This is a genomic window from Arenimonas sp. SCN 70-307, assembly GCF_001724815.1.
Taxonomy (GTDB): Bacteria; Pseudomonadota; Gammaproteobacteria; order Xanthomonadales; family Xanthomonadaceae; genus Arenimonas.
In genome coordinates this window covers 179566-192865 of sequence record NZ_MEDO01000001.1, presented here as the reverse complement: position 1 = coordinate 192865, position 13300 = coordinate 179566, and the positions used below count along the sequence as shown (strand labels likewise).

The following is a 13300-nucleotide window of genomic DNA, read 5'->3' as shown; positions in this document are numbered from 1 at the left end:
AACGAATACAGGCCGCGAAGGGTAACAGCCCCGGCTCACCAGTCGGCGTGCTCGGGCAGCAGGCCGCGCAGCTCGGCCTCGGTCAGGTTGCGCCAGCGGCCGGGCTTGAGCTCGCCCAGGCGCACGTTGGCGATGCGGATGCGGCGCAGCTGGGTGACGCGGTAGCCGAAGGCCGCGGCCATCAGGCGGATCTGCCGGTTCAGCCCCTGGGTGAGCACGATGCCGAAGCCGAACTTGGCAATGCGGCGCGTGCGGCAAGGCAGGGTCATCTGGTCGTGGATGCGCACGCCGCGGGCCATGCCGCGCAGGAACTCCTCGGTGACCGGCTTGTTCACCGCCACCAGGTACTCCTTCTCCTTCTTCTCCTCGGCGCGCAGGATCTTGTTGACGATGTCACCGTTGCTGGTGAGCAGGATCAGGCCTTCGGAATCCTTGTCGAGCCGGCCGATCGGGAAGATGCGCTGCTGGTGGCCGACGAAATCGACGATGTTGCCGCTGACCGTGGTGTCGGTGGTGCAGGTGATGCCCACCGGCTTGTTGAGCAGGATGTAGACGTGGCGGCGCGCGCCGGGCCTGGCCTCGCGGCGGCGCAGCGGCTGGCCGTCGACCTCCACCACGTCGCCCTCGGCCACCTGGGTGCCGATGCCGGCGCGCTGGCCGTTCACGCTCACCCGGCCCTCGGCCACCAGCCGGTCGGCCTCGCGGCGGGAGCAATGGCCGGTCTCGGCGATGTGCTTGTTGACTCTCATCGGGGTGCCGCGCCGCGTCAGAAGTGGCGCGAATGCTGGCATGCCGGGGCCGGCAAGTCACCCGCCGCGCCGCCGGGCCACATTTGTGCCCCGGCCGTGACGCAGACCGAAGATCTTGGGGTTGGCCGGCACGGTTTTGTGGCCTGCGTCACAATCCGTCCGCGTTGGACCGAATCAGGGCGAATGCCGTTCCTGGCTTGGCACGGAATATGCAGCGCTTGGGGTGCAAGCCACCGTCCCCCGCCACCAGGAGTCGCCCCATGGGCATCGTCATTCCCTTCCCCCGCAAGCAGGTCCTCGACGACGAACTGGCCATCCAGCTTTGGGAGCTGGTCATGGCCGGCGAGATCGGCACCCCGGAATACCGCCGCCTCGACGCCGAGATCCGCCGCCGTCGCGAGTCGCGCGAGCCGGCCGTCGCGTCCGCCGGCGCCCGCCCCTGGCGCTGAGGCCATGGGCCTGCCCCGGGAAAGCCGCTGCACCCGGCGCGCCCGCGCCCGGCCCCGGCACCGCCATCAGCCCAGCTTCCGGATCCGGAAGCTGCGGCCCTTGACCTTGCCCGTGCGCAGCCTGTCCATGGCCTTCTGGACCTGGCTGCGCTCGATGGCCACGTAGGTCCGGCTCGCGAAGCCGGCGATCTTGCCGATCGCCGCGGCGTCCAGCCCGCCGGCGCCGGTGAGGGCGCCGACCACGTCGCCCGGACGCAGCTTGTCCTGGCGTCCGGCGTCGATCACCACCGTCTGCATCGCCGGCGCTTTCGGCCGCGCGGCGCGACGCGAGAGGTCGATGCGCTCGAAGCGCGCCGCCTGCCCCATCTTCTCTTCGATGCCGATGATCCGGCGCCGTTCCTCGTTCGACACCAGCGACAGCGCCAGGCCCGGCTGCCCCGCCCGGCCGGTGCGGCCGATGCGGTGGGTGTGGATGTCGGCATCGCTGGCCAGGCCGTGGCTGAGCACCACCGGCAGGCCGGCGATGTCGATGCCGCGGGCCGCCACGTCGGTGGCCACCAGCACGCTGCAGCTGCCGTTGGCGAACTGCACCAGCACCTCGTCGCGGTCGCGCTGTTCGAGGTCGCCGTGCAGGGCCAGGGCGGCGAAGCCGCGCTGCTGCAGTTCGTCGCACAGCTGCGCCACGTCGCGCCGGGTGTTGCAGAACACCAGCGCCGAGGCCGGCGCCAGGTCGCCCAGCAGCAGCGCGATGGCGTCGGCCTTGCGCGGCGGCTCGACTTCGTAGAAACGCTGCTCGATCGCCTCGCCCTCGTGCTCGACGGTGATGCGCTCGGGATCGCGCTGGAATCGCGCGCCAAGGGCCGCGATGCCCTCGGGGAAGGTGGCCGAGAACAGCAGCGTCTGCCGCGCCGCCGGCGCCTGGCCCAGGATGCCGGCGATGGCATCGGCGAACCCCATGTCGAGCATGCGGTCGGCCTCGTCGAGCACGGCCACGCGCAGCGGATCGAGCGTGAGCGCACCTTCGTCCATCAATTCCTGGATGCGGCCGGGCGTGCCCACCACCACCGCCGGCGGGTGCGCCAGCGAAGCCAGGTGCGGGCGCAGCGGCACGCCGCCGCAGAACACCGAAACCTTCAGGTTGGGCATCAGGCGGCCCAGGCGGCGCAGTTCGCGCGCCACCTGGTCGGCCAGTTCGCGGGTCGGGCAAAGCACCAGGACCTGCACGCCGGCGGCGGCGGGATCCACGCGCGAGAGCAGCGCCAGGCCGAAGGCGGCGGTCTTGCCGCTGCCGGTGCGGGCCTGGGCGGTGACGTCGCGGCCGGCCAGCATCGGCGGCAGGCTGGCGGCCTGCACCGGGGTCATGGCGGTGTACTCAAGCGAGGCCACGGCCTCGAGCAAGGCCGGGGAAAGGGGAAGCCGGGCGAAATCGGTCATGCGGCATTCTCGCACGCCGCGCTGGAGCCCAGGCTCAGGGGGACATCAGGCTCTGCAGGAAGTGCGCCGGCACCCGCGGCTCCATCAGCGCCGTGAAGAGCACGCCGTAGGCCGCACCAGCCAGGTGCGCACTGTGGTTCACCCGGTCGGCCTGCCGGTGGTTCATGTAGACCGAATAGCCGGTGTAGAGCACGGCGAAGATGATCGCCGGCACCGGGATCACGTACACGTAGATCGTCGACCAGGGCTGCAGCAGCACGAAGGCGAACAGCACCGCCGACACCGCGCCGGAGGCGCCGAGCGTGGCGTAGTTGGGGTCGTGGCGGTGGCGCAGGTAGCTCGGCAGCGCCGACACCACCAGGGCGGAAACGTAGAAGCCCAGGAAGCCCCAGGGCCCGAGGTACTGGCCGTAGAACTGCTCCATCTGCCGGCCGAAGAAGAACAGCGTGACCATGTTGAACAGCAGGTGCATGAAGTCGCCATGCACCAGGCCGTAGGTGACGAAACGCTCGTACTGGCGGCGGCGCGACACCGCCGGCGGCCACAGCAGCAGGCGCTGCAGCAGCGGCTCGTTGCTGAACCCCGCCCAGGACACGGCGGCGGTGACGACGATGATCGCGATCGTGAGGCTCAGTTCCATGGGCATCCTTTCCCGACCGGCCTCAGGCCGGACCGACCTTGAGGCGCTTCCCGTCGGCGGTGACGATCTCGCACTCTCCGGTCCAGGCCTTCTTCTCCTGGCTCGAACCGCTCATGCGGCCTTCGGCCATCTCGCGGAACTCGGCGGCCAGGCCGTCGCGGCCGGCCTCGCTGAGCGCACACTCCATGCGCATGCCGCCGGGCATGGACTGGGTGTAGCCGCAGGTTCCGTCCGTTTCGCCAGTGACGGCGTGCTCGATGGCGAAGTCGCGCATGAACGGATGCGGCGACTGGTGGCTGGCCGCCTCGCAGGCCGCCACGCGCTCGGCGAAGGCACGATCGGCCGCACCGGCCTCGCTGGCCGGCAGCGGCGCGCTGGTGGCGAGCAGCGCGGTCAGGACGAATGTGGACGGCAGGCAATGGCGCATGGCGGGCTCCGGGCCGGGGGACTGGCCCGAAGCATAACGCCATGGCCCGGCGACGATTCAGTCCGACGGTGGCAAAGTGCCGCCATGCGCCCGACCCCCGCCCTGCCCCTGCTGCTGGCCCTGGCCAGCCCCGCCGCCCTCGCCAGCGCCGAGCTTGGTGCCTGCCTCGACCGCCTCGAACCCGCCGCCCGCGCCGCCGGCGTGCGCAGCGAGGTCTTCCGCGAGCACACCCGGTCCCTGGCCTGGGACCCGTCGGTGCTCGAGGCACTCGACTACCAGCCCGAGTTCCGCACGCCCATCTGGGACTACCTGGCCGGCCTGGTGGACGAGCAGCGCGTGGCCGACGGCCAGGCCCGGCTGCAGGAACACGCGGCCTTGCTTGAATCGATCGCCGGGAAGCACGGCGTCGATGCCGCCACCGTGGTCGCCGTCTGGGGCGTGGAGAGCGACTACGGGCGCACCTTCGGCAGCAAGCCGCTGCTGGGCTCGCTGGCCACGCTTTCCTGCGCCGGGCGCCGCCAGCCCTTCTTCCGCGGCGAACTGTTCGCGCTGCTCAAGCTCATCCAGGCCGGCGACCTGCGCGCCGAGGGCCTGGTGGGCTCCTGGGCGGGCGCCTTCGGCCACACCCAGTTCATGCCCTCCACCTATGCGCGCATCGCCGTGGACGGCGACGGCGACGGCCGCCGCGACCTGGTCGGCTCGATTCCCGACGCGCTGGCCTCCACCGCCAACTACCTGCGCCAGGCCGGCTGGCGCACCGGCCAGCCCTGGGGCTACGAAGTGACGCTGCCACCGGGCTTCGACGCGTCGGTGAACGGTCGCACCCAGCGCCGCCCGCTGTCGCAGTGGCGCGCCCGCGGCATCGTGCGCAGCGACGGCGGCGCCCTGCCCGCCGACGAGCGCAACGCGGCCCTGCTGCTGCCCGCCGGGCGCGAGGGCCCGGCCTTCCTGGTGTTCCGCAACTACGACGCGATCTTCAGCTACAACGCCGCCGAAAGTTATGCGCTGGCGATTTCCCTGCTGGCCGACCGCCTGCGCGGCGGCGCCGGCCTGCAGGCGCGCTGGCCCACCGACGACCCGGGCCTGTCGCGGCTCGAGCGCCGCGAGCTGCAGACCCTGCTGCTGGCCCGCGGCCACGCCATCGGCGCGGTGGACGGCATGATCGGCAAGCTCAGCCGCGAAGCCATCGCCGCCGAACAGGCGCGCCTGGGCTGGACGCCCGACGGCCGCGCCAGCCAGCGCCTCCTCGCCGCCCTGCGCGAAACCGCCCCCTCGCCGCCGCCGGCCGATTAGGCAACAATCGGCGGCAGCCCCCCCGCGGAGGCCGCCCCATGAAATGGCGCAGTGCACGTCGCTCCAGCAACGTCGATGACCGCCGGGGCCGCGGAGGTGGCGGCGGCGGGATGAAGCTCGGCCTCGGTGGCGTGGCCATCGTCGTGGTGATCGGCCTGCTGATGGGCAAGAGCCCGATGGAGCTGCTGGGCCTGGTGGCGCAGGTGCAACAGCAGATGCCGGCCGGCCCATCGGGCCCGGCGCAGGCGCCACCGGCGGACGACGAAGCCTTGCAGTTCGTGGCCTCGATCCTGGGCGAAACCGAGGACGTCTGGAGCGCGGTGTTCGCCGCCAGCGGCAGCCGCTACACGCCGGCCACGCTGGTGCTCTTCAGCGGCCAGGTGCAGTCGGCCTGCGGCGGCGCCAGCGCCGCGGTCGGCCCGTTCTACTGCCCGGCCGACCAGCAGGTGTACATCGACCTGAGTTTCTTCGAGCAGATGGAGCGGCGCCTGGGCGGCGGCGGCGACTTCGCCGAGGCCTACGTCATCGCCCACGAGGTGGGCCACCACGTGCAGACGCTCACCGGCGTGACCCAGCGCGTGAACGACATCCGCCGCCGCGGCGGCAACGTCGAGGGCGCCGAGGGCCCGCTGGTGCGCCAGGAGCTGCAGGCCGACTGCTACGCCGGCCTGTGGGCGCACCATGCGCAAAAGCGCCACGCCTGGCTCGAACCCGGCGACCTCGAGGAGGCGCTCAACACGGCCTCGGCCATCGGCGACGACACCCTGCAGCGGCAGTCGCAGGGCCAGGTGGTGCCCGATTCGTTCACCCACGGCAGTGCCGAGCAGCGCGTGCGCTGGTTCCGCATCGGCTTCGAAAGCGGCGACGCCGCGCGCTGCGACACCTTCGCCGCGCGCGAGCTCTGAGGGCGACGCGCCTCAGCGCGCGTCTTCCCACTCCGCCAGCCGCGCGTCCTTGTCGGCCCAGAGCGCGTTGAGCCAGGCCTGGAACTGCTTGCGGAACTCGCGGTCGGCCTCGTAGTCGGCGCCGGCGAAGCCTTCCGGCACCGGCAGCTCGCGCACGTGCACGCGCACGGTGCCGATACGGTCGGCGAACAGGTCGGCCAGGCTGGGCTGGGCGCGGTCGTAATGCACCGTCACGTCGAGCACGCCGTCGAGCACGTCGCCCATGGCCCCGAACACGAAGGCCACGCCACCGGCGCGCGGCCTCAGCAGGTGCCGGTAGCCGCCCCCCTGCGCCTGCTGCTTGGCCGGGGTGAAACGCGTGCCCTCGACGAAGTTCATCACCGAGGCCGGCACCTTGCGGAACTTCTCGCAGGCCTTGCGCGTGGCTTCCATGTCGCGGCCGGCGAGCTCGGGGCGCTTGGCCAGCTGGCTCTTGGTGGCGCGCTGCATGAAAGGGAAATCCAGCGCCCACCAGCACAGGCCCAGCACCGGCACCCAGATCAGCTGGCGCTTGAGGAAAAAGCGCAGCAGCGGGATGCGGCGGTTGAACACCTTCTGCAGCACGGGGATGTCCACCCAGCTGCGGTGGTTGGCCAGCACCAGGTAGCGGCCGTCCGGGCGCAGGCCCTCCAGCCCCTCGACCACGAAATGCGTGCCGGTGAAGGCGTTGATCATCGCGCTGTTCACGCCGATCCAGGCCTCGGCGATCCTGGGCAACAGCCAGTCGAAGCCGCGCCGCAGCGCCGGCACGGGCAACAGCAGCTTGAGCAGCGCCGCGACGATCAGCAGCGGGCCAAACACGCCGGTGTTGAGCAGGAACAGCACGGCCGCCAGCGGCACGCGCAGCGGCGCCGGCGTGTAGTGCAGCCAGTGGCGCGAGCGGCCCGCGCTCATCGCCCGAACAGCAGGAACGGTAGCGTGGCCACGGCCAGCATCATCACGATGCCCAGCACCGTGGCGAAGGACTGCAGCGGACGCTCGCGGAAGGCCGCCCAGGCGCTGGGCGCGCGGCCCTCGGCCTCGTCACGCTCGCGCTCGGCGCGCATGCGGCGCGTGCGTTCTTCCTGGTAGCGGGCCAGGCGCTCGCGCGCGTGTCCGGCCTGCTCGTCGTCGGCCGCCCACAGGCCGCCGCCGGAAATGCCCCAGAGGCTGGGCTTGGTTTCGTACCATTCGATGCCCTCGGCATCGAGCAGCGCACGCACTTCCTCGGCCTCGTCGGCCGGCACGTCGCGCAGGTTGAGCAGCAGCACCGCCATGCTCAGCCCTCCCCGTCGCCGCGCAGGTGCGCGGCCAGTCCGCCGAGCTGCAGGCCCTGCACCCGGTCGACGATGGGCGCGAAGGCCGACAGGTCGTCGGGCGTGTAGCCACCGACGCGATACCACAGGGTGATGCGCGTGCCGCCGGACTCCAGCGGCGCCAGGCGGAACTCGAGCACGCCCTGCAGGCCCATGCCCTGCAGCGGGCCCAGGCCACCGCTCATGCGCAGGGTGCGGCCCGGATCGACGAACACGACCTCGAGATGCCGTGCCTGCTGCCCGCCGTTGACCTCGCAAAAGCAGCCCCCGGCGCGCGGATCGATCGAAAGCCGGGCGCTGTCGCCCCACCAGGTGTGGTCGGACGGCCACCACTGGCCGACGTCCTGCACCAGGGCCTTCCAGGCCGTGTCCGCGTCCACCGGCACGTCCTGCTGGTTCTCCAGCGTGAAGCCCGAGGGCGTGGCTTCGAGCACGGCGGCGCGGGCCGGCAGGCAGGCGGCCAGGAGGATGGCCAGCAGGCCGGGCAAGGAGGATTTCATGGCGGGTTCCGAAGGGCGCACGGCGTCATTAGGCCGTCGCCGTCGCGGCATCGCAAGGTTCGGGGCTCAGGGCTGGCCGCCCTGCAGCCTGGCCAGGCGCGCCTGCCGGGCCGGCCCGAAGGCGTGGGCGGTCAGCAGCTTGCGGCCGTCGGCCGTCTGCAGCGCCACCGGCACCACGCGGGCGATGACCTCCACTTCCGGGGGCGGCGCCTTCAGGGCCCAGTCGCTGTCGGCCGTGGGCAGCATGCGCACCGCCGAGCCGGCGCCGGGCGACAGGCCGCCGACCAGGGGCATGTGGAACTCCTGCGCATGCCAGGGCCCGGGCTCACCGGGACGGACGAAATCCGCCTGCACGGACAGCTGCACGACCGTCAGCGCCGTGCCGTTGGCCAGCGCCAGGTGCACGGTGGGCTGCAGGTTGCCCGTGCGCGGGTCGGCCTCCCAGGCGTAGCGGGCCTGCAGTACCTCGAAGCCGGCAACCTCCGCGGCGTCCGCCTCCACCTGGGCCGCCAGCGCCTGCAGTGCCTCGAGTTCGGCCTGCTCGGCCGGCCCCAGGGCCAGGGGTGCCGGCGCTTCGGGTGCGCTGTCGCGCGAGCAGGCCCCGAGGACGAGGACCATCACACAGGCGGCAAGGATCAGGCGCATCGACGGGCACTCCGGTAAGGCATGGCGCACAGTCTAAGCGGCCCCCGCACCGCGCCCGCCGCCGCCCGGCGGGCCAGCCCTCCCCTTCGGCGGCCCGCCGGTGCCAGAATCGCGCACCGCCCAACCCGGACCGCCCCATGGCCTCCAGCCTGCTCGCCCTGATCGACGACATCGCCACCCTGCTCGACGACGTGGCGGTGATGACCAAGGTGGCCACCCGCAAGACCGCCGGCGTGCTCGGCGACGACCTGGCGCTCAATGCCCAGCAGGTGACCGGCGTGAAGCCCGACCGCGAACTGCCGGTGGTCTGGGCGGTGGCCAAGGGTTCCTTCGTCAACAAGGCCATCCTCGTGCCCGGCGCGCTTGCCATCGCCGCCTTCGAGGCCTGGCTGCGCACGCGCGGCTGGGACCTGCCCATCATCACCACGCTGATGATCATCGGCGGCGCCTTCCTGTGTTTCGAGGGCGTGGAGAAACTCGCGCACAAGTTCCTGCACGCGCCCGAGGAACAGGAGGCGCGGGTGGCCGAACTGCTCGAGGCCGCGGCCGACGAGTCGGTGGACATGGTGGCGCACGAGAAGCAGAAGATCCGCGGCGCCATCCGCACCGATTTCATCCTCTCGGCCGAAATCATCGTGATCACGCTGGGCACCGTGGCCGGCCAGGACTTCAGCCGCCAGGTCGGCGTGCTGGTGGCCATCGCGCTGCTGATGACCGTGGGCGTCTATGGCCTGGTCGCGGGCATCGTGAAGCTCGACGACGCCGGCCTGGGCCTGAGCCAGCGCCGCGGCGACGGCGGCTTCGACCGCGCCCTGCGCGCCTTCGGCCGCGGCATCCTCTACAGCGCGCCCTGGCTGATGAAGTTCCTCTCGGTGGCCGGCACCGCGGCCATGTTCCTGGTCGGCGGCGGCATCCTCACCCACTCGATCCCGGTGCTGCACCACCTGGTGCAGGCCATCGTGCCGGCCGGCGGCGTGGGCACGCTGGTGTCCATGCTGGCCGACGCCGTGGCCGGCATCCTGGCCGGCATCGTGATCGTGCTGGCGGTGAAAGCCTGGGGCCGGCTGCGCGGCCCCGGCCCGCAAACCGCCTGATCAGGGCGCCGGCGACGTGGCCGGCGCGCCCAGGTGCTGGCGCAGGAAGGCAGCGACGCTGCCCCACACCTTCGCATTGAGTTCCTCGCCTTCGAGCGAATGCCCCTGGTCCTCGAGGGTCATCAGCGCCGGCGGACGCCCGGCCATGCCCAGCATGCGCACCAGCCGGCGGGTGTGCTCGTAGTCCACGCGCAGGTCGGCGGTGCCGTGCACCAGCAGCACCGGCGTCTGCACCTCGGTGTAGCGGAACAGGGGCGAGGTCTCGCGCATCAGCGCCTGGTCGGTATGCGGGTCGCCGATCATGCGCTCCATCGCCTCGCGCACCTTTTCGTCGCGGCCCGAGTCGCTGGCGGTGAAGAACAGCATGCGGTCGCTGACGCCGGCGATCGAGGCCACGCAGCGAAAACGCCCCGGCCAGCGCACCGCGGAGAACAGCGCCGAATAGCCGCCGTAGCTGGCGCCCACCACGCACATGCGCGAGGCGTCGAGCGGATGCGCCGCCAGCGCGGCATCGATGGCCGCGTCGATGTCGTCCTCGATGCCCCGGCCCTGGCTGCGGTGGCCGGCCTCCTGGAACGCGCGGCCGTAACCTTCCGAACCGCGGAAATTGACCTGCAGCACCGCGTAGCCCAGCGAGGCCAGCAGCTGCACCTCGGGCGTGAAGTGGCGCCGGTCGGCCACGCCGATCGGTCCGCCATGCGGCATCACCACCAGCGGCCGCCGGCCCGTGCCGGCCGGCAGGGTGAGGAAGGCCTCGACCTCGAGCCCGTCGCGGCTGCGCACCTTCATCGGGATCGAGGGCGCCATCGCCATCTCGGCCAGCCACGGCGCCGATTCGTCCACCAGCTGGACGCGCGAGGCGCCGCGGTCGTAGTGGAACAGCTGCGCGGGCTGGTCGCTGCCGTCCACCGCCAGCAGCACCCTCTGCCCGTCGAGGCTGCGGCCGAGCGTGAGCACGGTGCGGTCGGGGAAGGCACGCTGCAGCGAGGCCGCCACGCTGGCGCGGTCGGCGTCGAAGTATTCGCTCACCAGCTGGCCGGCCTCGTAATAGCGCACGCCGACCAGGCGGTGGTCGGAAGCGAACAGCGGCGCCTCGATGTCCACGCCCGGTTTGCTGAAAACGGTGCGCGTGACCCGGGCGGTGGCCGGGTCGAGCTCGACCAGGTCGCGCTGCCCGCGATCCTTCTCGAGGGTGCCGTAGATGAGGCTGCCGTCGCCCGACACCAGCATCGGCCTGAAGCCTTCCGGGTCGTCGAGCGCCATCACGTCGCGGTAGGCGCCGTCGCCGCCGTGCACCAGCACCGTGCCCTCCTCGCGCTCGACCAGGGCCGCGCGGATCCGGCCCGAGGCGTCGGTGTACCAGGCCACGTCGTTTTCCAGGCCGATGTTGAGCCGTTCGCGGAACGGGAACTTCGCCGCGCGCAGCACCTGCTGGCTGCGCACGTCGATGCGATGCACCGCGTTCTTGCCGTTGGAGGCCACGCTGGCGAACAGGATGTGCCCCGGATCGCCCGCCAGCGCGTCCACCATGCGGCCGACGCGCGGCACGCTCGCGACGTCCCACTTGCCCTCGCCGGCGTCGCGCATGATGTACAGCACCGGCGGCACCAGCACGTTCACCGTGATGTAGGCCGCCAGCGTCCGCTCGTCGAGCCAGACCAGCCCCGAGACCGGCCCGTTGCTTTCCGCCAGCCGGATCGCCCGGCCCGCCTGCATGTCGTAGAGCTCGAGCGTCCAGTCCGCGACCGGCCGGGCCAGGTCGGCCTTGGACTCGTCGCCGGCATACTTGATGCGCTTGGCCTTTTCGGCCTCGTTCGGCGGCCGCTCCTCGCGCACGGCCGCCACCACGCGGTGCCCGTCGGGCGACATCGCCACCGCCTGCACCCGCGCGCTGCGCCAGAGCAGCCTGGGGTCGACCGGCAGTTCGCCCGGCTCCGGCGCCGCGAGCGTACGGTCCCACTCGGACGGCTTGCCGTCCTTGCCTTCGCGTTCGGCGAGGTAGAAGTCCGGGAACGGATCCGGGTAGTGGCCGGAATAGCCGAGGCGATGGCGCGCCGCGATCTGCGGGTGCTCGCGCTCGAGCCAGTCCAGCGCCGCCAGGCCGCGGTTGGCCACGTGGATGCGCTGCATGTGCTTGTAGACCAGGTCACCGGCGTAGGTGATTTCGCCGGCGCGCGAGACGAAGCTGAATTCCTTGTCGTCCCGCACCACCCAGCGGATCCACTGGGTGCGCACGTTGTCCCAGCGATAGCTGCCGGCCGGCATCACGTACAGGCCCCAGTTCTGCCCCTTCTTGATGCCGCGCATGCGCTCGCCGGTGAACAGGCGCGTCGTGCTGAGCACGCTGATCGAACGCAGGTCCACGTCGGTGTCCACGGCCACCAGCACGAAGCCCTCGTCGGGCCGCAGCTCCGGCACTTCGCCCGGCTTGACCAGGAAATCGCGCGCCAGCGCCGTGCCGGAAAGGCACAGCGCCAGGGCCAGCACCGCCAGGCGCCGCATCACTCCACCACGTGCCATTGCACCTGCCTCCCTGCCGGATAACGCACCGCGCCGCCCTCGAACCAGGCGCCCTGCTCGAGCTTGACCTGCACCCAGGTGTCGCCCCACTCGGGCACCGGCGCCAGCACGTTGCCCTCGATGGCGTAGCCCGTGGACTCGTTGAGCGGCCAGCTGCCGCCGCCCGGCACCGGTCCTTCCTGGTTGTCCCACATGCCCACCGACAGGCCGGCGGCGTGGCCGCGGAAACCCAGCGGGTGGCTGTAGGTGCTCGACACCAGGCCCTCGGCCGCGGCGGCCGCGCGGGTGGCGGCCAGGATTTCGTCGCCGGTGCGGCCGGCGCGGAACTCGCCCGTGTGCAGGTCCTGCCAGCGGTTGCCGGCGGCCAGCGCCTCACGCAGCGAGCGGGGCACCTCCGCTTCGCCCTCGCGCAGCACGTAGCCCATCTCCTGCGTATCGGTGCACAGCTTGAGGTAACACACGCCCACGTCCGTGTGCAGCACGTCGCCGCGCTCGATCACGCCCTGCCCCCCGCAGAAGGTGCTCTCGCGCGTGCAGTCGTCGCCGGCGCGCTGGCGGTTGACGTCGGGCTGGAACCACACCGGCAGGTTCAGCGACTCGAAGCGCTGGCGGATGTACCAGGCCACGTCGTCGGTGGTGGTCTCGCCCGGCGTGATCACGCGGTTGGAGAAAGCCTCGGCGATGACGGCGCGCGCGGTGGCCATGGCCGCCGCGTGGTGCGGCGCTTCGGCCGGCGTGCGCGTCTCGCTCCAGCGCACCACCAGCTGCTCGGCCGGCACCAGGCGCGCCTGGTAGGCCTCGGGCAGCACCGCGCGCAGGCGCTGCTGCAGGCCGTGGCTCAGGCCGTCGGCCAGGGCCCAGTCGCGCGAGACATTGATGCCGATGCGCCGGGGATCGCGCGCGACGATCAACTCGCCCAGCGCCTGCCACTGCGCCTCGAGGTCGCCGCCCGACCAGGCCGAGGCGTAGGGCCCGCCCAGCGGATAGCGGTTCACCGCCAGCCGCTCGACGCTGCCGTCGGCGCGGCGGTGGAACACCAGCAGCGTGGTGCGGCGCGCCGCGAACGTCGGCTGCGGCACCAGGGTGAAGTAGACCGGGTCCTCGGCGTATTCGCGCGAGAGCACCAGCCACATGTCCAGCCCGGCTTCGGCCATCAGCGGCGGCAGCAGCTGCTGCAGGCGCTGCTCGAGGATTTCGTTCTCGACCGCCGCACGTTCGCGAAGCGGAACCAGCGGCGGCAAGGTCGGCGCGTTGGCCGAAGCGGTGGCCAGCAGCGCCGGCAGCAAGGTGGCAAGCATCATCGGGGGGCG

The 13300-nt window shown here is 72.1% G+C and carries 14 protein-coding genes; 4 read left to right on the top strand and 10 right to left on the bottom strand.

What is annotated here, in order from left to right:
* Positions 1-35 precede the first annotated feature (35 nt).
* Positions 36-749: a pseudouridine synthase gene (locus tag ABS41_RS00930; protein WP_290589138.1), complete on the bottom strand. Its 714-nt coding sequence runs from the start codon at positions 747-749 to the stop codon at positions 36-38.
* A 260-nt stretch (positions 750-1009) separates the two neighbouring features.
* Between ABS41_RS00930 and ABS41_RS00925 the strand changes: the two genes are divergently transcribed.
* Positions 1010-1198 (top strand): hypothetical protein, encoded by a 189-nt coding sequence (locus ABS41_RS00925; protein WP_290589135.1) that lies wholly within the window; start codon positions 1010-1012, stop codon positions 1196-1198.
* A 66-nt stretch (positions 1199-1264) separates the two neighbouring features.
* Here ABS41_RS00925 and dbpA read toward each other — a convergent pair whose 3' ends face one another.
* From dbpA to ABS41_RS00910, 3 genes are read right to left on the bottom strand one after another with little or no spacing between them, the layout of a single operon-like run.
* A complete protein-coding gene (dbpA, locus tag ABS41_RS00920; RefSeq protein ID WP_290589132.1) occupies positions 1265-2632 on the bottom strand; it encodes an ATP-dependent RNA helicase DbpA in 1368 nt (455 codons plus the stop codon).
* 34 nt (positions 2633-2666) lie between these two features.
* Positions 2667-3272, bottom strand: coding sequence for a rhomboid family intramembrane serine protease (locus ABS41_RS00915; protein ID WP_290589129.1), 606 nt, complete (start codon positions 3270-3272; stop codon positions 2667-2669).
* A 22-nt stretch (positions 3273-3294) separates the two neighbouring features.
* Positions 3295-3699, bottom strand: coding sequence for a hypothetical protein (locus ABS41_RS00910; RefSeq protein ID WP_290589126.1), 405 nt, complete (start codon positions 3697-3699; stop codon positions 3295-3297).
* A gap of 84 nt (positions 3700-3783) precedes the next feature.
* On the opposite strand from ABS41_RS00910, the gene ABS41_RS00905 reads away from it, so the two are divergent.
* Together ABS41_RS00905 and ABS41_RS00900 are read left to right on the top strand one after the other, a co-directional pair.
* Complete coding sequence (locus ABS41_RS00905; protein ID WP_290589123.1) at positions 3784-4992, top strand: lytic murein transglycosylase; 1209 nt, start codon at positions 3784-3786, stop codon at positions 4990-4992.
* A 38-nt stretch (positions 4993-5030) separates the two neighbouring features.
* Positions 5031-5897, top strand: coding sequence for a neutral zinc metallopeptidase (locus ABS41_RS00900; RefSeq protein ID WP_290589120.1), 867 nt, complete (start codon positions 5031-5033; stop codon positions 5895-5897).
* A gap of 12 nt (positions 5898-5909) precedes the next feature.
* Here the strand turns inward: ABS41_RS00900 and ABS41_RS00895 are convergent, their stop codons facing one another.
* The 4 genes from ABS41_RS00895 to ABS41_RS00880 form a co-directional block, all read right to left on the bottom strand.
* Positions 5910-6830, bottom strand: a complete 921-nt coding sequence (locus tag ABS41_RS00895; RefSeq protein WP_290589115.1) for an acyltransferase — start codon at positions 6828-6830, stop codon at positions 5910-5912.
* Positions 6827-7192 (bottom strand): DUF6164 family protein, encoded by a 366-nt coding sequence (locus ABS41_RS00890; RefSeq protein ID WP_290589112.1) that lies wholly within the window; start codon positions 7190-7192, stop codon positions 6827-6829. Before ABS41_RS00890 ends, ABS41_RS00895 begins: the two co-directional genes overlap by 4 nt.
* 2 nt (positions 7193-7194) lie before the next feature.
* Positions 7195-7731, bottom strand: a complete 537-nt coding sequence (locus ABS41_RS00885) for an SRPBCC family protein (RefSeq protein WP_290589109.1) — start codon at positions 7729-7731, stop codon at positions 7195-7197.
* Between the two features lie 66 nt (positions 7732-7797).
* Positions 7798-8376, bottom strand: a complete 579-nt coding sequence (locus tag ABS41_RS00880; RefSeq protein ID WP_290589106.1) for a hypothetical protein — start codon at positions 8374-8376, stop codon at positions 7798-7800.
* A gap of 137 nt (positions 8377-8513) precedes the next feature.
* Between ABS41_RS00880 and ABS41_RS00875 the strand changes: the two genes are divergently transcribed.
* Entirely contained in the window at positions 8514-9470 is a 957-nt protein-coding gene (locus tag ABS41_RS00875) for a DUF808 domain-containing protein (RefSeq protein WP_290589103.1), read from the top strand.
* On the opposite strand, the gene ABS41_RS00870 is transcribed toward ABS41_RS00875, so the two are convergent.
* Positions 9471-11990, bottom strand: coding sequence for a prolyl oligopeptidase family serine peptidase (locus tag ABS41_RS00870; protein ID WP_290589100.1), 2520 nt, complete (start codon positions 11988-11990; stop codon positions 9471-9473).
* Entirely contained in the window at positions 11972-13291 is a 1320-nt protein-coding gene (locus tag ABS41_RS00865; protein ID WP_290589097.1) for a M24 family metallopeptidase, read from the bottom strand. Before ABS41_RS00865 ends, ABS41_RS00870 begins: the two co-directional genes overlap by 19 nt.
* Positions 13292-13300 lie beyond the last annotated feature (9 nt).

Coding starts and splice junctions, on each gene's coding strand:
- ABS41_RS00875 (WP_290589103.1), top strand. CDS start 8,514: ATGGCCTCCAGCCTGCTCGCCCTGATCGACGACATCGCCACCCTGCTC.
- ABS41_RS00910 (WP_290589126.1), bottom strand. CDS start 3,699: ATGCGCCATTGCCTGCCGTCCACATTCGTCCTGACCGCGCTGCTCGCC.
- ABS41_RS00890 (WP_290589112.1), bottom strand. CDS start 7,192: ATGGCGGTGCTGCTGCTCAACCTGCGCGACGTGCCGGCCGACGAGGCC.
- ABS41_RS00870 (WP_290589100.1), bottom strand. CDS start 11,990: ATGGCACGTGGTGGAGTGATGCGGCGCCTGGCGGTGCTGGCCCTGGCG.
- ABS41_RS00900 (WP_290589120.1), top strand. CDS start 5,031: ATGAAATGGCGCAGTGCACGTCGCTCCAGCAACGTCGATGACCGCCGG.
- ABS41_RS00865 (WP_290589097.1), bottom strand. CDS start 13,291: ATGATGCTTGCCACCTTGCTGCCGGCGCTGCTGGCCACCGCTTCGGCC.
- ABS41_RS00880 (WP_290589106.1), bottom strand. CDS start 8,376: ATGCGCCTGATCCTTGCCGCCTGTGTGATGGTCCTCGTCCTCGGGGCC.
- ABS41_RS00905 (WP_290589123.1), top strand. CDS start 3,784: ATGCGCCCGACCCCCGCCCTGCCCCTGCTGCTGGCCCTGGCCAGCCCC.
- ABS41_RS00895 (WP_290589115.1), bottom strand. CDS start 6,830: ATGAGCGCGGGCCGCTCGCGCCACTGGCTGCACTACACGCCGGCGCCG.
- ABS41_RS00930 (WP_290589138.1), bottom strand. CDS start 749: ATGAGAGTCAACAAGCACATCGCCGAGACCGGCCATTGCTCCCGCCGC.
- ABS41_RS00915 (WP_290589129.1), bottom strand. CDS start 3,272: ATGGAACTGAGCCTCACGATCGCGATCATCGTCGTCACCGCCGCCGTG.
- ABS41_RS00925 (WP_290589135.1), top strand. CDS start 1,010: ATGGGCATCGTCATTCCCTTCCCCCGCAAGCAGGTCCTCGACGACGAA.
- dbpA (WP_290589132.1), bottom strand. CDS start 2,632: ATGACCGATTTCGCCCGGCTTCCCCTTTCCCCGGCCTTGCTCGAGGCC.
- ABS41_RS00885 (WP_290589109.1), bottom strand. CDS start 7,731: ATGAAATCCTCCTTGCCCGGCCTGCTGGCCATCCTCCTGGCCGCCTGC.